At 43.2% G+C, this 15452-nt stretch carries 15 protein-coding genes; 1 reads left to right on the plus strand and 14 read right to left on the minus strand.

Features of this window, described 5'->3' with window-relative positions; genetic code table 11:
- Positions 1-74 precede the first annotated feature (74 nt).
- The 10 genes from cutC to LDO51_RS03900 all read right to left on the minus strand — a co-directional run bounded on the left by cutC (position 75) and on the right by LDO51_RS03900 (position 10169).
- Positions 75-3506 carry a choline trimethylamine-lyase gene (gene cutC, locus LDO51_RS03855; protein ID WP_225576424.1) on the minus strand — a complete coding sequence of 1144 codons (3432 nt, stop codon included), beginning with the start codon at positions 3504-3506 and terminating at the stop codon, positions 75-77.
- A gap of 59 nt (positions 3507-3565) precedes the next feature.
- Positions 3566-4696: a 1-propanol dehydrogenase PduQ gene (locus tag LDO51_RS03860; RefSeq protein WP_225576425.1), complete on the minus strand. Its 1131-nt coding sequence runs from the start codon at positions 4694-4696 to the stop codon at positions 3566-3568.
- Between the two features lie 7 nt (positions 4697-4703).
- Complete coding sequence (locus LDO51_RS03865; protein ID WP_036949246.1) at positions 4704-4967, minus strand: EutN/CcmL family microcompartment protein; 264 nt, start codon at positions 4965-4967, stop codon at positions 4704-4706.
- Between the two features lie 25 nt (positions 4968-4992).
- Complete coding sequence (locus LDO51_RS03870) at positions 4993-6630, minus strand: acetaldehyde dehydrogenase (acetylating) (protein ID WP_225576426.1); 1638 nt, start codon at positions 6628-6630, stop codon at positions 4993-4995.
- Between the two features lie 69 nt (positions 6631-6699).
- The gene (locus tag LDO51_RS03875; RefSeq protein WP_006658501.1) at positions 6700-6978 is read right to left on the minus strand and encodes a BMC domain-containing protein; all 279 of its coding nucleotides are present in this window, start codon (positions 6976-6978) and stop codon (positions 6700-6702) included.
- Positions 6979-6993: 15 nt separating this feature from the next.
- A complete protein-coding gene (locus LDO51_RS03880; protein ID WP_225576427.1) occupies positions 6994-7278 on the minus strand; it encodes a BMC domain-containing protein in 285 nt (94 codons plus the stop codon).
- Positions 7279-7294: 16 nt separating this feature from the next.
- On the minus strand, positions 7295-7573 hold the full coding sequence (locus tag LDO51_RS03885) for a BMC domain-containing protein (protein WP_004249182.1): 279 nt from the start codon (positions 7571-7573) through the stop codon (positions 7295-7297).
- A gap of 641 nt (positions 7574-8214) precedes the next feature.
- A complete protein-coding gene (locus tag LDO51_RS03890; protein WP_225576428.1) occupies positions 8215-8715 on the minus strand; it encodes a FidL-like protein in 501 nt (166 codons plus the stop codon).
- Positions 8712-9554, minus strand: coding sequence for a transcriptional regulator (locus LDO51_RS03895; protein WP_225576429.1), 843 nt, complete (start codon positions 9552-9554; stop codon positions 8712-8714). The genes LDO51_RS03890 and LDO51_RS03895 overlap by 4 nt, the downstream gene beginning before the upstream one ends.
- Positions 9555-9596: 42 nt before the next feature.
- Positions 9597-10169, minus strand: a complete 573-nt coding sequence (locus LDO51_RS03900; RefSeq protein WP_225576430.1) for a TetR/AcrR family transcriptional regulator — start codon at positions 10167-10169, stop codon at positions 9597-9599.
- A 315-nt stretch (positions 10170-10484) separates the two neighbouring features.
- Between LDO51_RS03900 and LDO51_RS03905 the strand changes: the two genes are divergently transcribed.
- On the plus strand, positions 10485-11042 hold the full coding sequence (locus tag LDO51_RS03905; RefSeq protein ID WP_225576431.1) for an NADPH-dependent FMN reductase: 558 nt from the start codon (positions 10485-10487) through the stop codon (positions 11040-11042).
- Positions 11043-11115: 73 nt separating this feature from the next.
- On the opposite strand, the gene potD is transcribed toward LDO51_RS03905, so the two are convergent.
- The 4 genes from potD to potA form a co-directional block, all read right to left on the minus strand.
- Entirely contained in the window at positions 11116-12165 is a 1050-nt protein-coding gene (gene potD, locus LDO51_RS03910) for a spermidine/putrescine ABC transporter substrate-binding protein PotD (protein ID WP_225576432.1), read from the minus strand.
- A 118-nt stretch (positions 12166-12283) separates the two neighbouring features.
- The gene (gene potC / locus LDO51_RS03915) at positions 12284-13087 is read right to left on the minus strand and encodes a spermidine/putrescine ABC transporter permease PotC (RefSeq protein WP_036949236.1); all 804 of its coding nucleotides are present in this window, start codon (positions 13085-13087) and stop codon (positions 12284-12286) included.
- Positions 13084-13947, minus strand: a complete 864-nt coding sequence (gene potB, locus LDO51_RS03920) for a spermidine/putrescine ABC transporter permease PotB (protein WP_225576433.1) — start codon at positions 13945-13947, stop codon at positions 13084-13086. Before potB ends, potC begins: the two co-directional genes overlap by 4 nt.
- Entirely contained in the window at positions 13934-15043 is a 1110-nt protein-coding gene (gene potA, locus LDO51_RS03925) for a spermidine/putrescine ABC transporter ATP-binding protein PotA (RefSeq protein ID WP_225576434.1), read from the minus strand. Before potA ends, potB begins: the two co-directional genes overlap by 14 nt.
- Positions 15044-15452: the final 409 nt, after the last annotated feature.

Consider the following 15452-nt stretch of genomic DNA (forward strand, 5'->3'; position numbering starts at 1 on the left):
TCCAAAACAGTTTCAAACTTATTGTTTTTATTATGTATGGTGGGAATAGCAGCCTATCCCCACCCAGATTGGGTTTAGAATTTCTCAATCACGGTACGGCTGATGATTTCGTCCTGAACCTCTTTACATAACTCAACGAAGTAAGCACTGTAGCCAGCAACACGAACGATTAAATCACGATATTTCTCCGGTTCTTGCTGGGCTTTTTTCAGCATTTCGTTATCAACGTAGCTGAACTGCATTTGACCGTTACCCAAAATGGATGCCGTTCTTAACAACGTGATTAACCCATTGCGACCTTCCGGTGTATCCAATAAGCCTTTTAAGAACTTAAAGTTATGCACCATACCGATGTTCATCGTTTCCACGTTCATCTTACTGATGGACTTAATAATCGCCGTTGGGCCTTGTTTATCCGCCCCCTGAGTTGGGCTGATCCCATCCGACAGCGGCATCCACGCTAAACGACCATTCGCAGTCGCGGCGGTTAGCTCGCCAATCGGTGTGTTATTCGAAATGGATAATGTCCCGTGGCTCAATGTGGAATACAGCATGTCGTACTTGCGGCACTCGCGTTCAGTCCACTCGGTAATATCCAATGCATATTGGTCGACGTAGTTATCATCGTTACCGAATTTAGGTGCATTTAGGCAATCACGACGTAATTCTTCATAACCTTCAAAGTTGGCAAGCAGGCCATCACGCACTTGCTCTAAGGTGTAGCGACCTTCTTCATAAACCACTTTGCGAATAGCCGCCATTGAGTCAACATAGGTTGCTAGGCCAGAGAAAATCAGCCCCGGACCGTGGTTAATCATTGCACCACCCGCTGCAACATCTTTCCCTTTTTCCATACAGCCTTCCACCAGCAAAGACATCAACGGTTTTGGCGCGATATCACGGTGAACACGCTGGCTAATGACCGTACCAATCGCCGACAGGCGAACAATATGGGCAATTTGCGCTTTCACGGCATTATCGAAATCTTCGAAGGTTTTCAGGTTACGCAGATCCCCAGTATCTAAACCTTGGTGACTATCGAACAGCACCATCCGACCACGATTCAGGACAAATTCAATGGCGATTGGCCACTGGGTATAACCTGTTGATGTCCATTGATAAATTCGACCTGATTTTTGTGGTTCCACGCAGCCCATTAAGCAATAGTCGCGAGCATCTTCAAAATCAAAGCCTTTACGCAGCATCATTTTGATATGGGAATCATCAAAGTGGCAGGCAGGGAAGCCCATACCGGCTTTCACCACATCGACGATTTTTTCCATATATTTTTGTGGCGATTGGTTATGAATACGGCATGCTAATGATGGCTGATAAACTTTCACGAAACGGACTGCATCCATAATTAAGTACGTTAAATCGTTACACGCATCACCACCCGAGCGTTTTTGACCACCCACCGTTAAGTTGATAAATGGCTGATATCCAGCGAAATATTTAGCACCCAGCTCACTAGACATCCACATTAATTCCGCACATTTGATGATAAACGCCTGCATCATTTCCAGTGCTTGGTCTTGGGTTAAACGACCCGATTGAATATCGCTTTCATACATTGGGAAACAGTATTGGTCTAAACGGCCTAATGACAGTCCTGTTTGGTTTTCTTCAATTTCAAACAAGGATTCCACCGTCCAAATACTTTGCAGCGCTTCTTGCAATGTTTTTGGTGGATTCGCTGGTACATTTTCGTTCACTTGCGCAATGGTCAGTAACTCTTCACGACGTTTCTGATCTGTCTCTTGTGAAGCCAGTTCACGGGCATGTTCAGCGATGCGATGTGCATAAGCCACCACACCTTCACAGGTTTCAATCGAAGCTTTATAGAAATAGATGCGGTCGATATCATCTGGATTTTGCATGCTTAATTCAGCCAGTTTTGCCTGAGCATCCGCTTTAATCCCATTCATGCCTTTGGTGAAAAGCAATACGTCATAACCTGGGCAAGTATCACCGCCACCATTGATTTGGTGATAAGACAAGTCACTCACAAAGGTTTCGCCGCTGAATTCCCAAACCCCAGCTTCGCGATATTGCGCTTCACAAATTTCATCCAGAGAACGACCTTCCCAGAATGGCGCGATTTCTTCACGAATCACTTTTTTATCTTCTTCGGAGATCACAAATGGATCTTGTGGGCGGGTGCTCATCGTATCGAGTTCGTCCACCACCCAACGCCATGCAATATCCGGTGAAAATGCACCTGCACGCGCTTTACCACATGGGTGACCGACAATCAGCTCTTCAGGCTGAATCAAGATAGGCGCAGTTTCACATGCCCGACGGAACGCTTTTGCCCGTAATAAAATCGGCGGTAAACCTGGGTTATTCTTCACCACTTCCGTAAAGGCTAATGCGCGATAGATAGACACGCTTGGACGCGCTTCTAGATAGCGGTTACGCAAACGCTGTAAGCGCGGCGTTAACCCTTCCATTACTTTGAATTCATTATCTTGTTGAACCGAGGGTGCTACATAACTGGCTGAAGCCGCAGAATATTGAGGCTGCGAGCTTGCTTGACCGCAATATAAACGGACTTTTAACCCCGCATTAATTGCACTGATATTTTCATGAGCAGAAAGCATCATCGCGGAAAGTTCGTTGATGCAGACTTGCGGATCATTAAGGTAGACACCGCCTTTAAGTGCATCAAACATTGGATAACCATCAATGGCACGCGTTGCACGCACTTCAGACAGCTCAGCCAATTTTAACCATAAGCTTTCAACAATTTCGTAAGCCTGTTGTTGAGTTAATCGACCTTGCTCAATATCGCGCTGATAGAATGGATAAATGGCTTTGTCGAAGCCCATTGGGTTCACGGCATAGCTGCCATTTTCTAAATGCAAAATCAGTTGTAATAAGTAGAACGCTTGGCAAGCTTCTTTAAAGGTTTGTGCTGGTTTTGCAGGCACTTGGCGTAATACTTCCGCACTTTCTTGCAATTCAGCGCGACGATATGGGTTAGCCTCTGTTGCCGCAAGATTTTCTGCTCGTACTGCTAAAGCGTTTGCAAAATGGATGGCAGCATCACAGGCATAAATTGCTGCACGGCAGTTATTTGCTTCATCGATACTATTACGGCTAACGGCACTGCCAATATTTCTGACGCGATTTTCTAGCTGATTTTTAATTTCGGCAAACCCGACATTCAGAACGACTAAATAATCCGGGGCGGCGATTGTGCTATCACCCGCTAAAAACTCATAAATACTCTGGCTGTGTACTTCATCTTCTGTATGGAAGATTGCACCACGAGGTGTTGAAGATTGGCTACCAATGATCAATTCATCTTGGGCAATAAAAGCGGGGAAACTACGAATAAACTCATAAAAACGCTGAGCGGGTTTAATCGCTTGAGGCGCCCCTGTTAATTGATTTCTGACGGTTTCAAGAATGTTGGCACGTTCGGTAATGATTGAGCAATTGCGAGCACTTAAACGTTCAGCCAGTGTTTTTACACGTGGGGTCAAAGCATATTTGGCCATGTTAGCCTCTCCTGATATTCTTTCTAGTTCGTTATTCATCACATAAAAAGCGTTAACTATTAAAAAGACTGTCTGTACAGTGCTTCTAGCTGCTTTTCATTTACGTCCCGTGGATTAGTCGGCGTGCAACTATCGCGCAACGCCTGTCCAACCATTTCCCCTAAACGGGCATTAAAATCAGTTTCATTGACGCCTGTAGCGTGGATGCCTTTCGGCATATTCATTTCATCTTTCAGTACGTTGATTGCCATCATTAAGCTCTCAACGCCTTCACGTATATTTGAGGCCGGTAAATTAAGTTTTCTGGCTAAATCGGCATAACGCTTCGCTGCGTTGGTTTCACAGCCCTCTTCCAGCCCTGCGTTAAACGCCACCACTTGAGCCATCAATAGCGCATTCGCGCGACCATGTGGAATGTGGAACACGCCACCAAGCGCGTGCGCTAAGCTATGGGTGATCCCAAGGGATGCGTTGGTAAACGCCATTCCTGCAATACACGATGCGTTATGCATTTTTTCACGAGCCACTAAGTTACTGCCGTCACGGTAGCCATCAATTAAGTGGGCAAAAACCAACTGAACGGCTTTCTCGGCAAGCGCATCTGAAAAGTCAGAGGCACTGCGTGAAACATAAGCTTCTAGGGCATGACATAGCACATCCATTCCGGTATCTGCTGTAATAGTGGCAGGGACTGACTTCACTAAAACAGGGTCTAAAATCGCCACATCGGGCAACATAAACTCATCAACCAACACCAACTTCTCAGAGTGAGACTTGATCACCGAAAAAGACGTAACTTCAGAGCCTGTCCCGCTGGTTGTCGGGATAGCCACAAAATGAGGTTTGGCTCTATGGCTGTCTTGGCGGGTATGCCATAGGGAGTAAATAACCGCTTTTGCTGCATCAATCACCGAACCACCACCCAGTGCAATCACTAAATCTGGATATTGGCTATCCATGATTTTCATGCCCTTTACGATGGACGAGATTTCTGGATCCGGTACTACATCGTCATACAGAGAAAATGAAATTCCCTGTTGAGATAATCGATGAATCACTTCGTCAGCTAACCCAAATTTCACCATCGCTTTATCGGTGACGATAAACGCGTGCTGGGCGTTAACCTGAGATAAATAATCCAAAGCATTCGCACCGAATTGCACCCTTGGTTTAATCAAAAACTGGCTCATGCGTTATTTACTCCCTACCATCTCGATACACTTTTTCAACAATGGCAACCACGGACATCGCTTTGTATTTGTCTTTATTCAATGCGAAGTACTCTTCCGCCAGAACAAGGTCATTAATACCTGCGCCTACACTGTCCACCGCAACATACGTTTTATCCTTCAACGGTTTGAGATCATCGCCAAGCGCCGTGATCATCAGTAAATTACTGCCACTAAGCTCTTGGCATTTCTGCGTTGCGACAACATGCCCTATTACCTTTGCCAAAATCATGATTTACCCGCCTTATCTCAATGAATTACTTATTTAGGCGTCCGAGAACGGCCTTAATAATCTGCTCGACATTCTCTTCCGTGATATCCCCATGGGTGGCAACCGCTTCAGCAACGTCAGCATGACTCACTGCATTAGCAAATCGGTTATCCGCAGCGCTATTACTTTGAGCTTTTACTGGCTGAGCCTGACGGAAACGGTCATCATCGAGAATACTGACAGACGCTTGATTTCCATGCCCAGTAGGCGCAATTGGCGATGTTGAGTAAGCCGGAGCACTCACTGGTGCGGGTTGTCTCAAATCATCAATGGAACGCACGCCATAACCGACTTTACGGATATTGAGCAAGTTCATCGGACCGACGTTGTCAGAACTAGAACCACCTCCAATCGCTCCACATCCTAATGTCAGCGCTGGTGTAATATTGGTGGTTGCACCAATTCCACCCAGTGCCGCTGGCGTATTAATCAAAATACGGTTAACCGGTTTTTCGAGAGAAAACTGGCGAATAACGTCTTCATTTTGGGTGTGGATCACCAGGGTGTGTCCTAAGCCTTCGTTAGTCAGCAAATCAACAACGCGGTGGCATGCAGAGCGCCAATCCTCTTCAACATACATGCCTAAGATTGGGCACAGTTTTTCCCGTGAATACGGGTTTTTCGGTGAGACCGTGTCTTGTAATGCAATTAACACTCGCGTGTTAGCAGGAACACTAAAGCCCGCACGTTGGCTCAATGTAATCGCGTCTTTTCCGACAACTTCAGGGTTAATCGTGCCATTCGCTCTCAGTAGCATCGAAGCCATACGCTTCGCTTCATCTTCATTCATGAAGTAAGCGCCTTGAGCTAATAACTCGCGATGAACATCGTTGTAAATGCAGCGTTCAACAATGATGGATTGCTCAGATGCGCAAATCACACCGTTATCAAACGTTTTGCTAGTAATGATGTCACTGACTGCTTTTTTGATATCCGCGCTACGTTCAATGAAAGCAGGGCCGTTACCAGGGCCACCACTGATTGTTGGTGTGCCAGATGCATAAGCCGCGCGTACCATGCCTTCCCCACCCGTTGCCAGAATGAGAGAAACATCTTTGCTGTGCATTAATTCTTTTGTCGCTTCCAGTGTCAGCATCGTCACGCCATCGACGATACCTGCTGGCGCACCCGCTTCAAGTGCCGCTTTTTTGACGATATCAAGCGTTCTAAAACTACATGCTTTCGCGTTTGGATGGGGGGAGAAGACGATTGCGTTACCGGCTTTCAAGGCAATCAATGTTTTATAGATAATGGTTGAGGTTGGGTTAGTCGAAGGCACCAGCGCCGTGATCACCCCTAACGGAACACCCACATCCATGACTTTATTGATTTTGTCATCATTAATGATGCCAACTGTTTTCAGATCTTTAATATGTTCATACACACGAACTGAAGCGAACGTATTTTTCAGGACTTTATCTTGCCACTTCCCAAAACCCGTCTCTTCATTTGCCATTTTTGCTAACTCTTCTGCATGACGTGCAGACTCTGTCGCAATGTGTTTAACAATACTGTCGATTTTCTCCTGCGAAAAAGTCGCAAAGATTTTTTGTGCTTGTTTCGCATTGCTAACCAGCTCTCTAGCCAGTTGTCTGGATTGCAGATCTTTATCTAATGCAACCATGTCTTCCCCCGTACCGGAGTCAAAAGATTAAACTTACTAATTTGTTGTTTTATCTAATACTTCTAATGATTAAGCTTTGTGCTGCTGCGCAATTTTGCCGATATCATTGTGTGGTCTTGCTATCACACGAGAAGTCACCACGGTGCCAACACGCTTCGCAGCTTCGACACCGGATTCAACCGCAGCGTTAACAGCACCCACATCGCCTTTTACCATGGCGGTGACGAGTCCTGAGCCCACATTTTCATAGCCGATTAGCTCGACGTTAGCGGCTTTGCACATTGCATCAGCAGCTTCGATACACGCCACTAAACCTTTGGTTTCAATTAAGCCAAGAGCTTCTTTCATAAGTAAATTTCCTATTTATTCTGTGACTTTATACTGAGAGACAATTTTCTGGATGTCGCTGTGTGGACGAGCGATAACCAGAGAGGTCACGACGGTGCCAATGCGAGATGCAGACTCAACGCCAGAGTCAACCGCCGCTTTAACCGCGCCAACATCCCCTTTCACCATGGCGGTGACGAGTCCTGAGCCCACATTTTCATAGCCAATCAGCACCACGTTAGCGGCTTTACACATCGCATCAGCCGCTTCGATACAAGCAACCAGTCCTTGTGTTTCAATAAGACCTAATGCATCACCCATATTTCCCCCGAAAACGCTATGCTTTATGTTTAATTACGATTTTGTTGATATCGTTATGTGGACGGGCGATGACTAACGATGTCACCACTTCACCAACACGCTGCGCAGATTCAACGCCGGAATCTACTGCCGCTTTTACTGCGCCAACATCACCTTTCACCATGGCAGTCACGAGACCAGAACCCACGTTTTCATAGCCGATTAGCTCGACGTTAGCGGCTTTGCACATTGCATCAGCTGCTTCAATACAAGCCACCAAACCTTTTGTTTCAATAAGTCCTAATGCATCACCCATTGTTGTTTCCTCCAAGGAAGCCGTTACGTTTTTCTCTACCCGCAGCACCTAAGAGCCATGTTCCAGAACATTGATACCTCTTAACTGTGAGTAAACATTTATGCCAATTGAGTCTGCGTGGTGATTAATTGAACGCAGCTTTTGGCTTCAAAATCACTATACCCACCCAAAAATAAAACAAAATATAAATCCATAAAGTCAAGATAATTAGAATAAAAACCTGAAATTTATAATTAACAGACAGTCAATTCACGTTTCCATGCTAATAAACTGGAAAATTCACGTATCTATCTGGTGGCAGGAAAAACCATAAATACGGATAACAGGTTTATTGGCGAAATGGTTAACAAGATGTGATTGAGCTGATGCGAGAAGGTAATTTGGTCAATAATAAGTGTGGTTTGCCTCACGCCCGAGCCATAAGCTAATGAGAGATGCGAAGATAAGAATATAAGCAGAAAGGAAATTGCTATGTTTTACGAGACACACCGCGCGATAGTACTGAGTACCATGCAGTAAACTCACTGTTAATGTAGTAAAAGCCGTATCAACTTGCTCGTTAACGTTGTGCAGTAAACCAATAGGAATGAATGTGTGGATAAACGCCCAATCTACCTGTGCTATCAATCAAGCACACTTTATTATTTAGGCGTACAGATAAATAAAGGGGAATTAATTGAACTCAAGAGTAGCGCTTTATCATTGAGTTTTTGAACATTAATAAATAAGCCATCATGGCTATCTGACATTTCCCGTATAAAATAATCAAAAATCACATTAGGGGATTCATCAATCGAGGAAGCACTGGCTTCCCAGTGGCTAACATTATAGTGTCGTTCAGTTGGCGAAATACGTTTGCTGGTATATTTGAATTTGACATATCGTTGTAAATAAAGCCATCCGGCATTGGAGGTCGTATATCCCTCAACAACAATAGAACCTTCACCGTTCCCCCCAAAATTAAAGTGAATATTACCGTTAACGTTTTCATCCTTCATGTTCTCAAAACGCATAATCCCCTTAGTTGAACACGCCATTTGATCGGAATTTTTATTAGTCAATACAACTGACTGTGTATAAATCACGACACACGCGAAGATCAGCGCACTCACGAGACATAATAGCTTTCCCGATATTTTCATTGTGGCTTCCAAGAATAATAAAAATAATTATCACAATAACTGAATGGGTTAGATTCATTGGCAGCGCAATGGGCGAGAAAGACGCGCCCTAAACCATTTTTTTGTAATTTATCCCCATAAAAGAAGACAAAACGCTCCTTATCATTACACGCCAAATTTAAATTTTTCCTAACTTTATCAAAATTTTGCACATAGTTATCAGCAACGAAAGTGTTAATCATTTTTTCATTAGATAACACATCACAGCGGGTATGTTCTAACGTTGGCAAAATCATTGGCGCGGAGGGTTGAGATGAAAAATAGCTCATCGTCGCCAATAAAATGGAACAACATAAAAACGCCGCACTGGCTAGATACCAGCAAATTTCACGTTTCTGTTTTGGTAATGAATGCGGTAACTTTTCAGATGGAGATTCGGTAGGTTTAGTCTCTAAAGAAGGCGCCAGAACCACTTCGGCTTTTTGTATTTCACTCAGGTTATTTAATAAGTGAGTGGTATTGAGCGTCTCTTCATCAAGTAATTCCAATAAAATCTCAGAATTAAACTCTAAGCGCCCACGTGCGACGGTGACAATAATATTTTCAATACCGTATTGTCGAAATGTTTTCCTTAACAAGCTGAGATACTGGTTTAAATTACTGTTTGATGAAACCAAACCGTTATCATCCCAAACCGCCTTAAGCACTTCATCGCGAGAAACTACGCCTTTTTTTTGAATCAAATAAAATAATAGTGCATTAGCCGTAATAGACAGCTGAGTATCTACGTTATCTTTTTTTAAAGATAAAGTGCCATCAACCGCATCATAAATAATGAAGGCATTGATCTTATATTTCATTATCGCCTCATTGTATGTTTAGACGTATTTTCCCTTGGAAAACTAACCCATTTCTTCAAACGAAATTTGTGTTAACCGCTGAATGATGGCGTTACGTTCTTGGCTCGATAATGTAGGGCCTTCCGTTAACGCAGATAACCACAGTCCATCGGCGGCATAGCGCACTAAAGCCCCCAAATAGCCATTATCAAATGCATCACCTTGGGCTAGATGCCCTAACATCCAATCACGCCAGCATTTGCGTAACACCGGTTCTGTGGGCATAGCTAATGATAAAAGTGCGAGCTGAAAACTTTCATCGGAGTCTTTAAGCTCGCCAACGTAGTGCAAATAGGCGCGAGAAAATCGCCCATAAGGATCAGAATCATTCGCCATAATGGCAGTAATACGCACATCCATAATGTCTAATAGCTGAATAAACAACGCATGAATAAGTTCTTGCTTACTGGGGAAATGATGCATCAATCCCCCCTTGCTCACACCCGCCTCTCTGGCGACAGCATTAAGCGAGAGTGCCGCAATACCGTCTCGACCAGCGATTATCCTAGCTGCCTTTAGCAACTCTTCTTGTCGTTTGATTGGATCTTTTTTTCTTGGGTGCACGAGTGTGTTCATAGGGGTGAATAATACCGACCAGTCGGTATGTTCTATTTTGACTCGTGTCAATGAAGAGAATATTGAGAAGAATTAAATACGAATAGTGGAATTGATGTCACAGTATTCTTTTTTAGCCACCAAAAATTACAAAATTAATTTTAAAATATAAACAAACAACGTAATCAATTTCCTGCCATTTACAATTGAAAAAATTAAATTTAACTTAATTCATTTTTAATAAATTTTATTATGCTAAATTATTAAAGAAATTCCTATTCCAAAGAAAATATGCAGATTCGTTGTAGTTTCACAACATAAGAAGAGGCTTTGATTATGTCCAATCAGTATAATATCGGTGTGGTTGTTGGTAGCTTACGTGCAGACTCTTATAATCTAAAAGTCGCTAAAGCCATCACTAAATTGTTCCCAGCTAATTTCACTTTTAAATTTATCAACATTGCCGATTTACCTCTCTATAACCAAGAAGACGACCAAAATGTTCCTGCGGTAGTGGCGAGTTTTAAGAGCCAAATCAAAGCATCAGACGGTATTATCTTCGCAACTCCGGAATATAACCGCTCAATGCCAGGTGTATTAAAGAATGCAATTGACCAAGGTTCACGTCCTTGGGGAGATAATTCATGGGATGGTATTCCTGCGGGGGTATTAGGGGTTTCAATTGGTAATATTAGCACCGCAATTGCCCAACAACATTTACGCAATAGCCTGGCATTTCTCAATATGCCGACGATGAATCAACCTGAGTGTTATTTAAAATGGTATGACGGCATGGTGGATGAGCAAGATACTATTTCCCCGAAAAGTAAGGATTTCTTACAGCCTTGGGCAGATAACTTTGCCAAATTTGTTATCCATAATCGTGCCAGTTAACCACTGATTTTGCATATAAAAAAGGCATCACCAACGTGATGCCTTATATAACAATTGCCAAACAGAATCGAGATTAACGTCCTGCTTTCAGCTTTTGGAAATACTCCTCATACAAAATATTGGTATTCCCCACATCGCTTTGCCATTCCCCTTTTTCCAATACCTCTTCCGATGGGTACAGAGATGGGTCATTGGCGATTTCCGTCGGAAGTAATTTTTTCGCTTCTAAGTTTGGCGTCGGATAACCGATAGACTCCGCCACTTGCGCTGCAATTTCAGGGCGCAATAAGAAATCGATAAGCTTGTGCGCACCTTCTACATTCTTCGCATTGGCAGGGATAGCTAAGCTGTCCATCCAGAAAATCCCCCCCTCTTTTGGCCAGACAACTTCAATCGGCAAGCCCGCTTGTCTTGCCACAAATGCCGAACCGTTCCACAGCATACCGACATCCACTTCACCTTCAATATACGGGGTGGCAGGGTTGTCTGAGTTAAATGCCAGAATATTTGGACGCAATTTTTGCAGTTCGTTATAAGCTTCTTCAATCTGCTTTGGATCCGTGGTATTGCCGGAGTAACCGAGTTTTGTCAGTGCCACTTGGAACACTTCGCGGGCATCATCCATCATCAGTAAGCTGTTTTTGTATTCAGGCTTCCAAAAGTCAGCCCATGAAGTGACGGACTTAGGATCAACTGCATCACCATTGATTCCGATCCCTGTTGCGCCCCAAATATAAGGCACTGAATAATCGTTATTTGGGTCGAACTCTTTATGAGTAAGATTGGGATCGAGGTTTTTAAAATTAGGCAGTTTTGTCTTATCAATCTTTTGCAGCATGCCTTCTTTGCTCATTTTGTCGATAAAATAAGTCGATGGCACCACTAAATCGTAAGCCCCTTCTTTATAGGTTTTCAATTTAGTGTACATGCTTTCATTGGATTCATAGGTGGAGTAAATCACCTTGATCCCAGTTTCTTTAGTAAATTGCTCTAATAAACCGGGGGGAACATATTCTGTCCAGTTATAGAAATACAGTACGTTTTTGTTATCGTCAGCGGCAGTTGCCGTGCCAATGCTTGCAGCCATTAAACCTGCAGCTAGCAGATAGGACCATTTTTTCATCACTGATTTTCCCTCAACAAAGTGCTTTTTATCTATCTTCATAGGCTCAGTTAAAGCCTACCCTCTCGCCTGATGGCATGGAAAGATTGGGTGCCCAATGACACCCACCAAGTACAACTTAACGTTTTGATGACTTCGCGACAGCATTTTTACCGTGTTTATCGCGCATAACCCACTGGCTTAAACAAACCAAAACCAGCGACATCAGCAACAAGACTGTTGCCAGCGCATTCACTTCTGGGGAGACCCCCACTTTAACCATTGAGTAAATTTTCAATGGTAAGATTTCATAGCTTGGCCCTGTCACAAAGGAAGAAACCACCACATCATCCATTGATAAGGTAAAGCTCAGCAGCCACCCTGCTACAATCGCGGGCAGCGCTAATGGCAGAATGATTTTCCGTAAAATGGTAAATTCCCCCGCCCCGAGATCCCGCGCCGCTTCCAACATTTTCACATCAAAATCTTTCAGCCTCGCGTATACCGTCACCACCACAAAAGGTAGGCAGAAGGTGATATGTGAAAATAACAGCGACCAAAAACCTAATGAAACGCCGAGGATCATAAACAGTACCAGCAATGAAATCGCCATGACAATATCGGGGGACATCATCACCACAAACAGCATTCCACCCACAAATGGCTTGCCTCTAAAACGATAACGAAAGAGAGCAACGGCGGTTAATGTGCCGATAATTGTCGCAAACGTCGCCGAAAGCACCGCCATGGTTAATGAATGCCCTGCGGCTTCAAGCAGGCTGTCATTATTGCTCAGTAACTCATACCATTTGGTCGAAAAACCTTGCCACTGAATACCAAAACGCGATTCATTGAATGAGTTCACAATCAAGATAATGATTGGAATATAAAGATACGCGTAGATGGTGGTCATAAAGCCACCACGCAAAATACGTCCTATCATTCTTCATATGCCTTTTTATTCAAAAGCTTAGCAGCTCGATAGTACACATACAGCAGCAGTCCCATCATCACCGTGAGGAAAATACTGGTTGCCGCCCCAAACGGCCAATCCCGAATATTCAAGAACTGGCTCTTAATGACGTTACCAATCAGCAAGTTTTTCGCCCCGCCCATTAAATCCGCCACATAGAACAGCCCCATTGCTGGCAGCAACACTAATAAGCAACCCGCAATAATTCCCGGCATGGTCAATGGAATAATAATCTTCACAAAAGTTTGGCATTTATTGGCACCCAAATCCCGTGCCGCTTCCAAGTAGGATTTATCCAGCTTTTCAATACTGGAATAGAGCGGCATCACCATAAATGGCAACAAGATATAGATTAAACCCAATACCACCGCTTCTGGGGTATACATCAATTTTATCGGCTTATCGATAATGCCAATCCACAGCAAAAAGTCATTCAAATACCCTTTGGTACTTAAAAACACTTTTAACCCGTAAATACGGATCAATGAATTGGTCCAAAATGGCACAATCAACAAAAATAGCATTAGCGGCTGGATGCGTTTAGGCAGCTTTGCCAAAATAAATGCAAAGGGGTAGCCAATCACGAGGCAGAAAAATGTGGCGATTAACGCCATATTCAATGAATGCAACATCACTTGAGCATACATCGGGTCAGACAGACGGATGTAGTTATCCCAAGTAAACACCAGATCCACCAGATTCGTATCACTGCGTGTGAAGAAACTGGTACCAATGATCATTAAGTTTGGCAGAAAGACGAAGAGTAACAGCCAAGCGACGACGCCCGTGATAATCACATTCTGCAAGATTTTATGCTTACGAATGATCATCCAGAACTACCTCCCAGCTTTCAACCCAAGTCACAGCAACTTTTTGGTTAAGGGAGTGGTCGACATCAGGGTCATCTTCATTGAAAAATTCGCTGACCATAATAATTTTGCCATCTTCCATCTCAACCACTGAGTCTAACGTCATGCCTTTATAGTTACGTTCACGCACGTAACCGATCAGCCCAGGATAATTATCGGCGTCATTGACTTCTTCAACGCGTAAATCTTCAGGGCGCAATAAGACGTTTAAATGCTGACCTTCTGTGACCGGTAAATCAGTGAAAATATCACATTCATGCCCTTCAACGTTGGCACGAATACGTTTCTCATCAATACGATGCAACACTTTTGCATCAAAAATATTGATTTCACCGATAAATTGAGCAACAAACAGGTTTTTTGGCTCTTCGTAAATTTCACGTGGTGTACCATCTTGCTCAATTTTCCCTTCACGCATCACAATGATACGGTCAGACATGGCCAGTGCTTCTTCTTGGTCATGAGTCACAAAAATAAACGTAATCCCTAGCTTGCGCTGTAAGGCTTTCAGCTCATTTTGCATCTGTTTACGCAACTTATAGTCCAGCGCAGATAAAGACTCATCCAATAGCAAAACCTTGGGACGATTGACAACCGCACGCGCAATTGCCACGCGTTGTTGTTGACCACCCGAAAGTTGGTTCGGCATACGCTCTGCAAAATCCGCCAATTGCACCATATGCAAGGCTTGCTCCACCCGTTTTTGAATGTCCGCTTTGGGTGTTTTTTGCATGCGCAAACCAAATGCCACATTTTCAAATACGGTCATGTGTGGGAATAATGCATAGCTTTGGAAAACAGTATTCACGAAACGTTGTTCCGCAGGAATATCTGTAATGTCCTGACCATCAAGAATAATTTGACCGTCATCCACATCTTCTAATCCAGCAATCAGACGTAAAACTGTCGTTTTACCGCAACCAGAAGGCCCTAAAATGGTAAGAAACTCCCCATTTCGGATAGTGAGGTCAAGCTCAGAAATAATTTGTTTGCCATCAAAACCTTTATTTAAAGATTTTAATTCGACGAGTGGTGTGAGAGAAGTTGTCTCAGTCATTTATAATACACTCTATCCCTAGGAATAATGCAGATAGAACCGCCACCGTTAAAGACTGTTAAGCCCCCAGGAAGAACCCCAGCAAAGCCCAAAACCAGTAGCGCCATTTTTAATAAAACAATAAGGGCTGCATAATAAACACTGTTAATGAAAATTGAAAGCCATTTTCAACACTTTGTTTGCCTTTCACTATGAATTTAAAACAAATAAAAGTGATTTATGATAAAAATAAGTGACATAACCATATTTTTCATAGCGTTGTGCTTATCTATCATTTTTCATTATAGAACCAAAAAATAAATAAACGTTAAAATAACATTAAATTCAATACGTTAAATAAAAAACAAAACCAAACTATCGATTGCGATAACTTGCTTACGTAATAATAAAAATCCATTTTTATTTTATT

It is taken from the genome of Providencia alcalifaciens, from assembly GCF_020271745.1.
GTDB classification, from domain to species: domain Bacteria; phylum Pseudomonadota; class Gammaproteobacteria; order Enterobacterales; family Enterobacteriaceae; genus Providencia; species Providencia alcalifaciens_B.

Excerpts from the sequence above, each read along its gene's own strand:
- LDO51_RS03900 (WP_225576430.1), bottom strand. The coding sequence starts at position 10,169 with ATGAACACACTCGTGCACCCAAGAAAAAAAGATCCAATCAAACGACAA.
- LDO51_RS03875 (WP_006658501.1), bottom strand. The coding sequence starts at position 6,978 with ATGAAAGAAGCTCTTGGCTTAATTGAAACCAAAGGTTTAGTGGCGTGT.
- potB (WP_225576433.1), bottom strand. The coding sequence starts at position 13,947 with ATGATCATTCGTAAGCATAAAATCTTGCAGAATGTGATTATCACGGGC.
- LDO51_RS03895 (WP_225576429.1), bottom strand. The coding sequence starts at position 9,554 with ATGAAATATAAGATCAATGCCTTCATTATTTATGATGCGGTTGATGGC.
- LDO51_RS03870 (WP_225576426.1), bottom strand. The coding sequence starts at position 6,630 with ATGGTTGCATTAGATAAAGATCTGCAATCCAGACAACTGGCTAGAGAG.
- potA (WP_225576434.1), bottom strand. The coding sequence starts at position 15,043 with ATGACTGAGACAACTTCTCTCACACCACTCGTCGAATTAAAATCTTTA.
- LDO51_RS03890 (WP_225576428.1), bottom strand. The coding sequence starts at position 8,715 with ATGAAAATATCGGGAAAGCTATTATGTCTCGTGAGTGCGCTGATCTTC.
- potD (WP_225576432.1), bottom strand. The coding sequence starts at position 12,165 with ATGAAAAAATGGTCCTATCTGCTAGCTGCAGGTTTAATGGCTGCAAGC.
- LDO51_RS03865 (WP_036949246.1), bottom strand. The coding sequence starts at position 4,967 with ATGATTTTGGCAAAGGTAATAGGGCATGTTGTCGCAACGCAGAAATGC.
- LDO51_RS03905 (WP_225576431.1), top strand. The coding sequence starts at position 10,485 with ATGTCCAATCAGTATAATATCGGTGTGGTTGTTGGTAGCTTACGTGCA.
- LDO51_RS03880 (WP_225576427.1), bottom strand. The coding sequence starts at position 7,278 with ATGGGTGATGCATTAGGTCTTATTGAAACACAAGGACTGGTTGCTTGT.
- LDO51_RS03885 (WP_004249182.1), bottom strand. The coding sequence starts at position 7,573 with ATGGGTGATGCATTAGGACTTATTGAAACAAAAGGTTTGGTGGCTTGT.
- cutC (WP_225576424.1), bottom strand. The coding sequence starts at position 3,506 with ATGGCCAAATATGCTTTGACCCCACGTGTAAAAACACTGGCTGAACGT.
- LDO51_RS03860 (WP_225576425.1), bottom strand. The coding sequence starts at position 4,696 with ATGAGCCAGTTTTTGATTAAACCAAGGGTGCAATTCGGTGCGAATGCT.
- potC (WP_036949236.1), bottom strand. The coding sequence starts at position 13,087 with ATGATAGGACGTATTTTGCGTGGTGGCTTTATGACCACCATCTACGCG.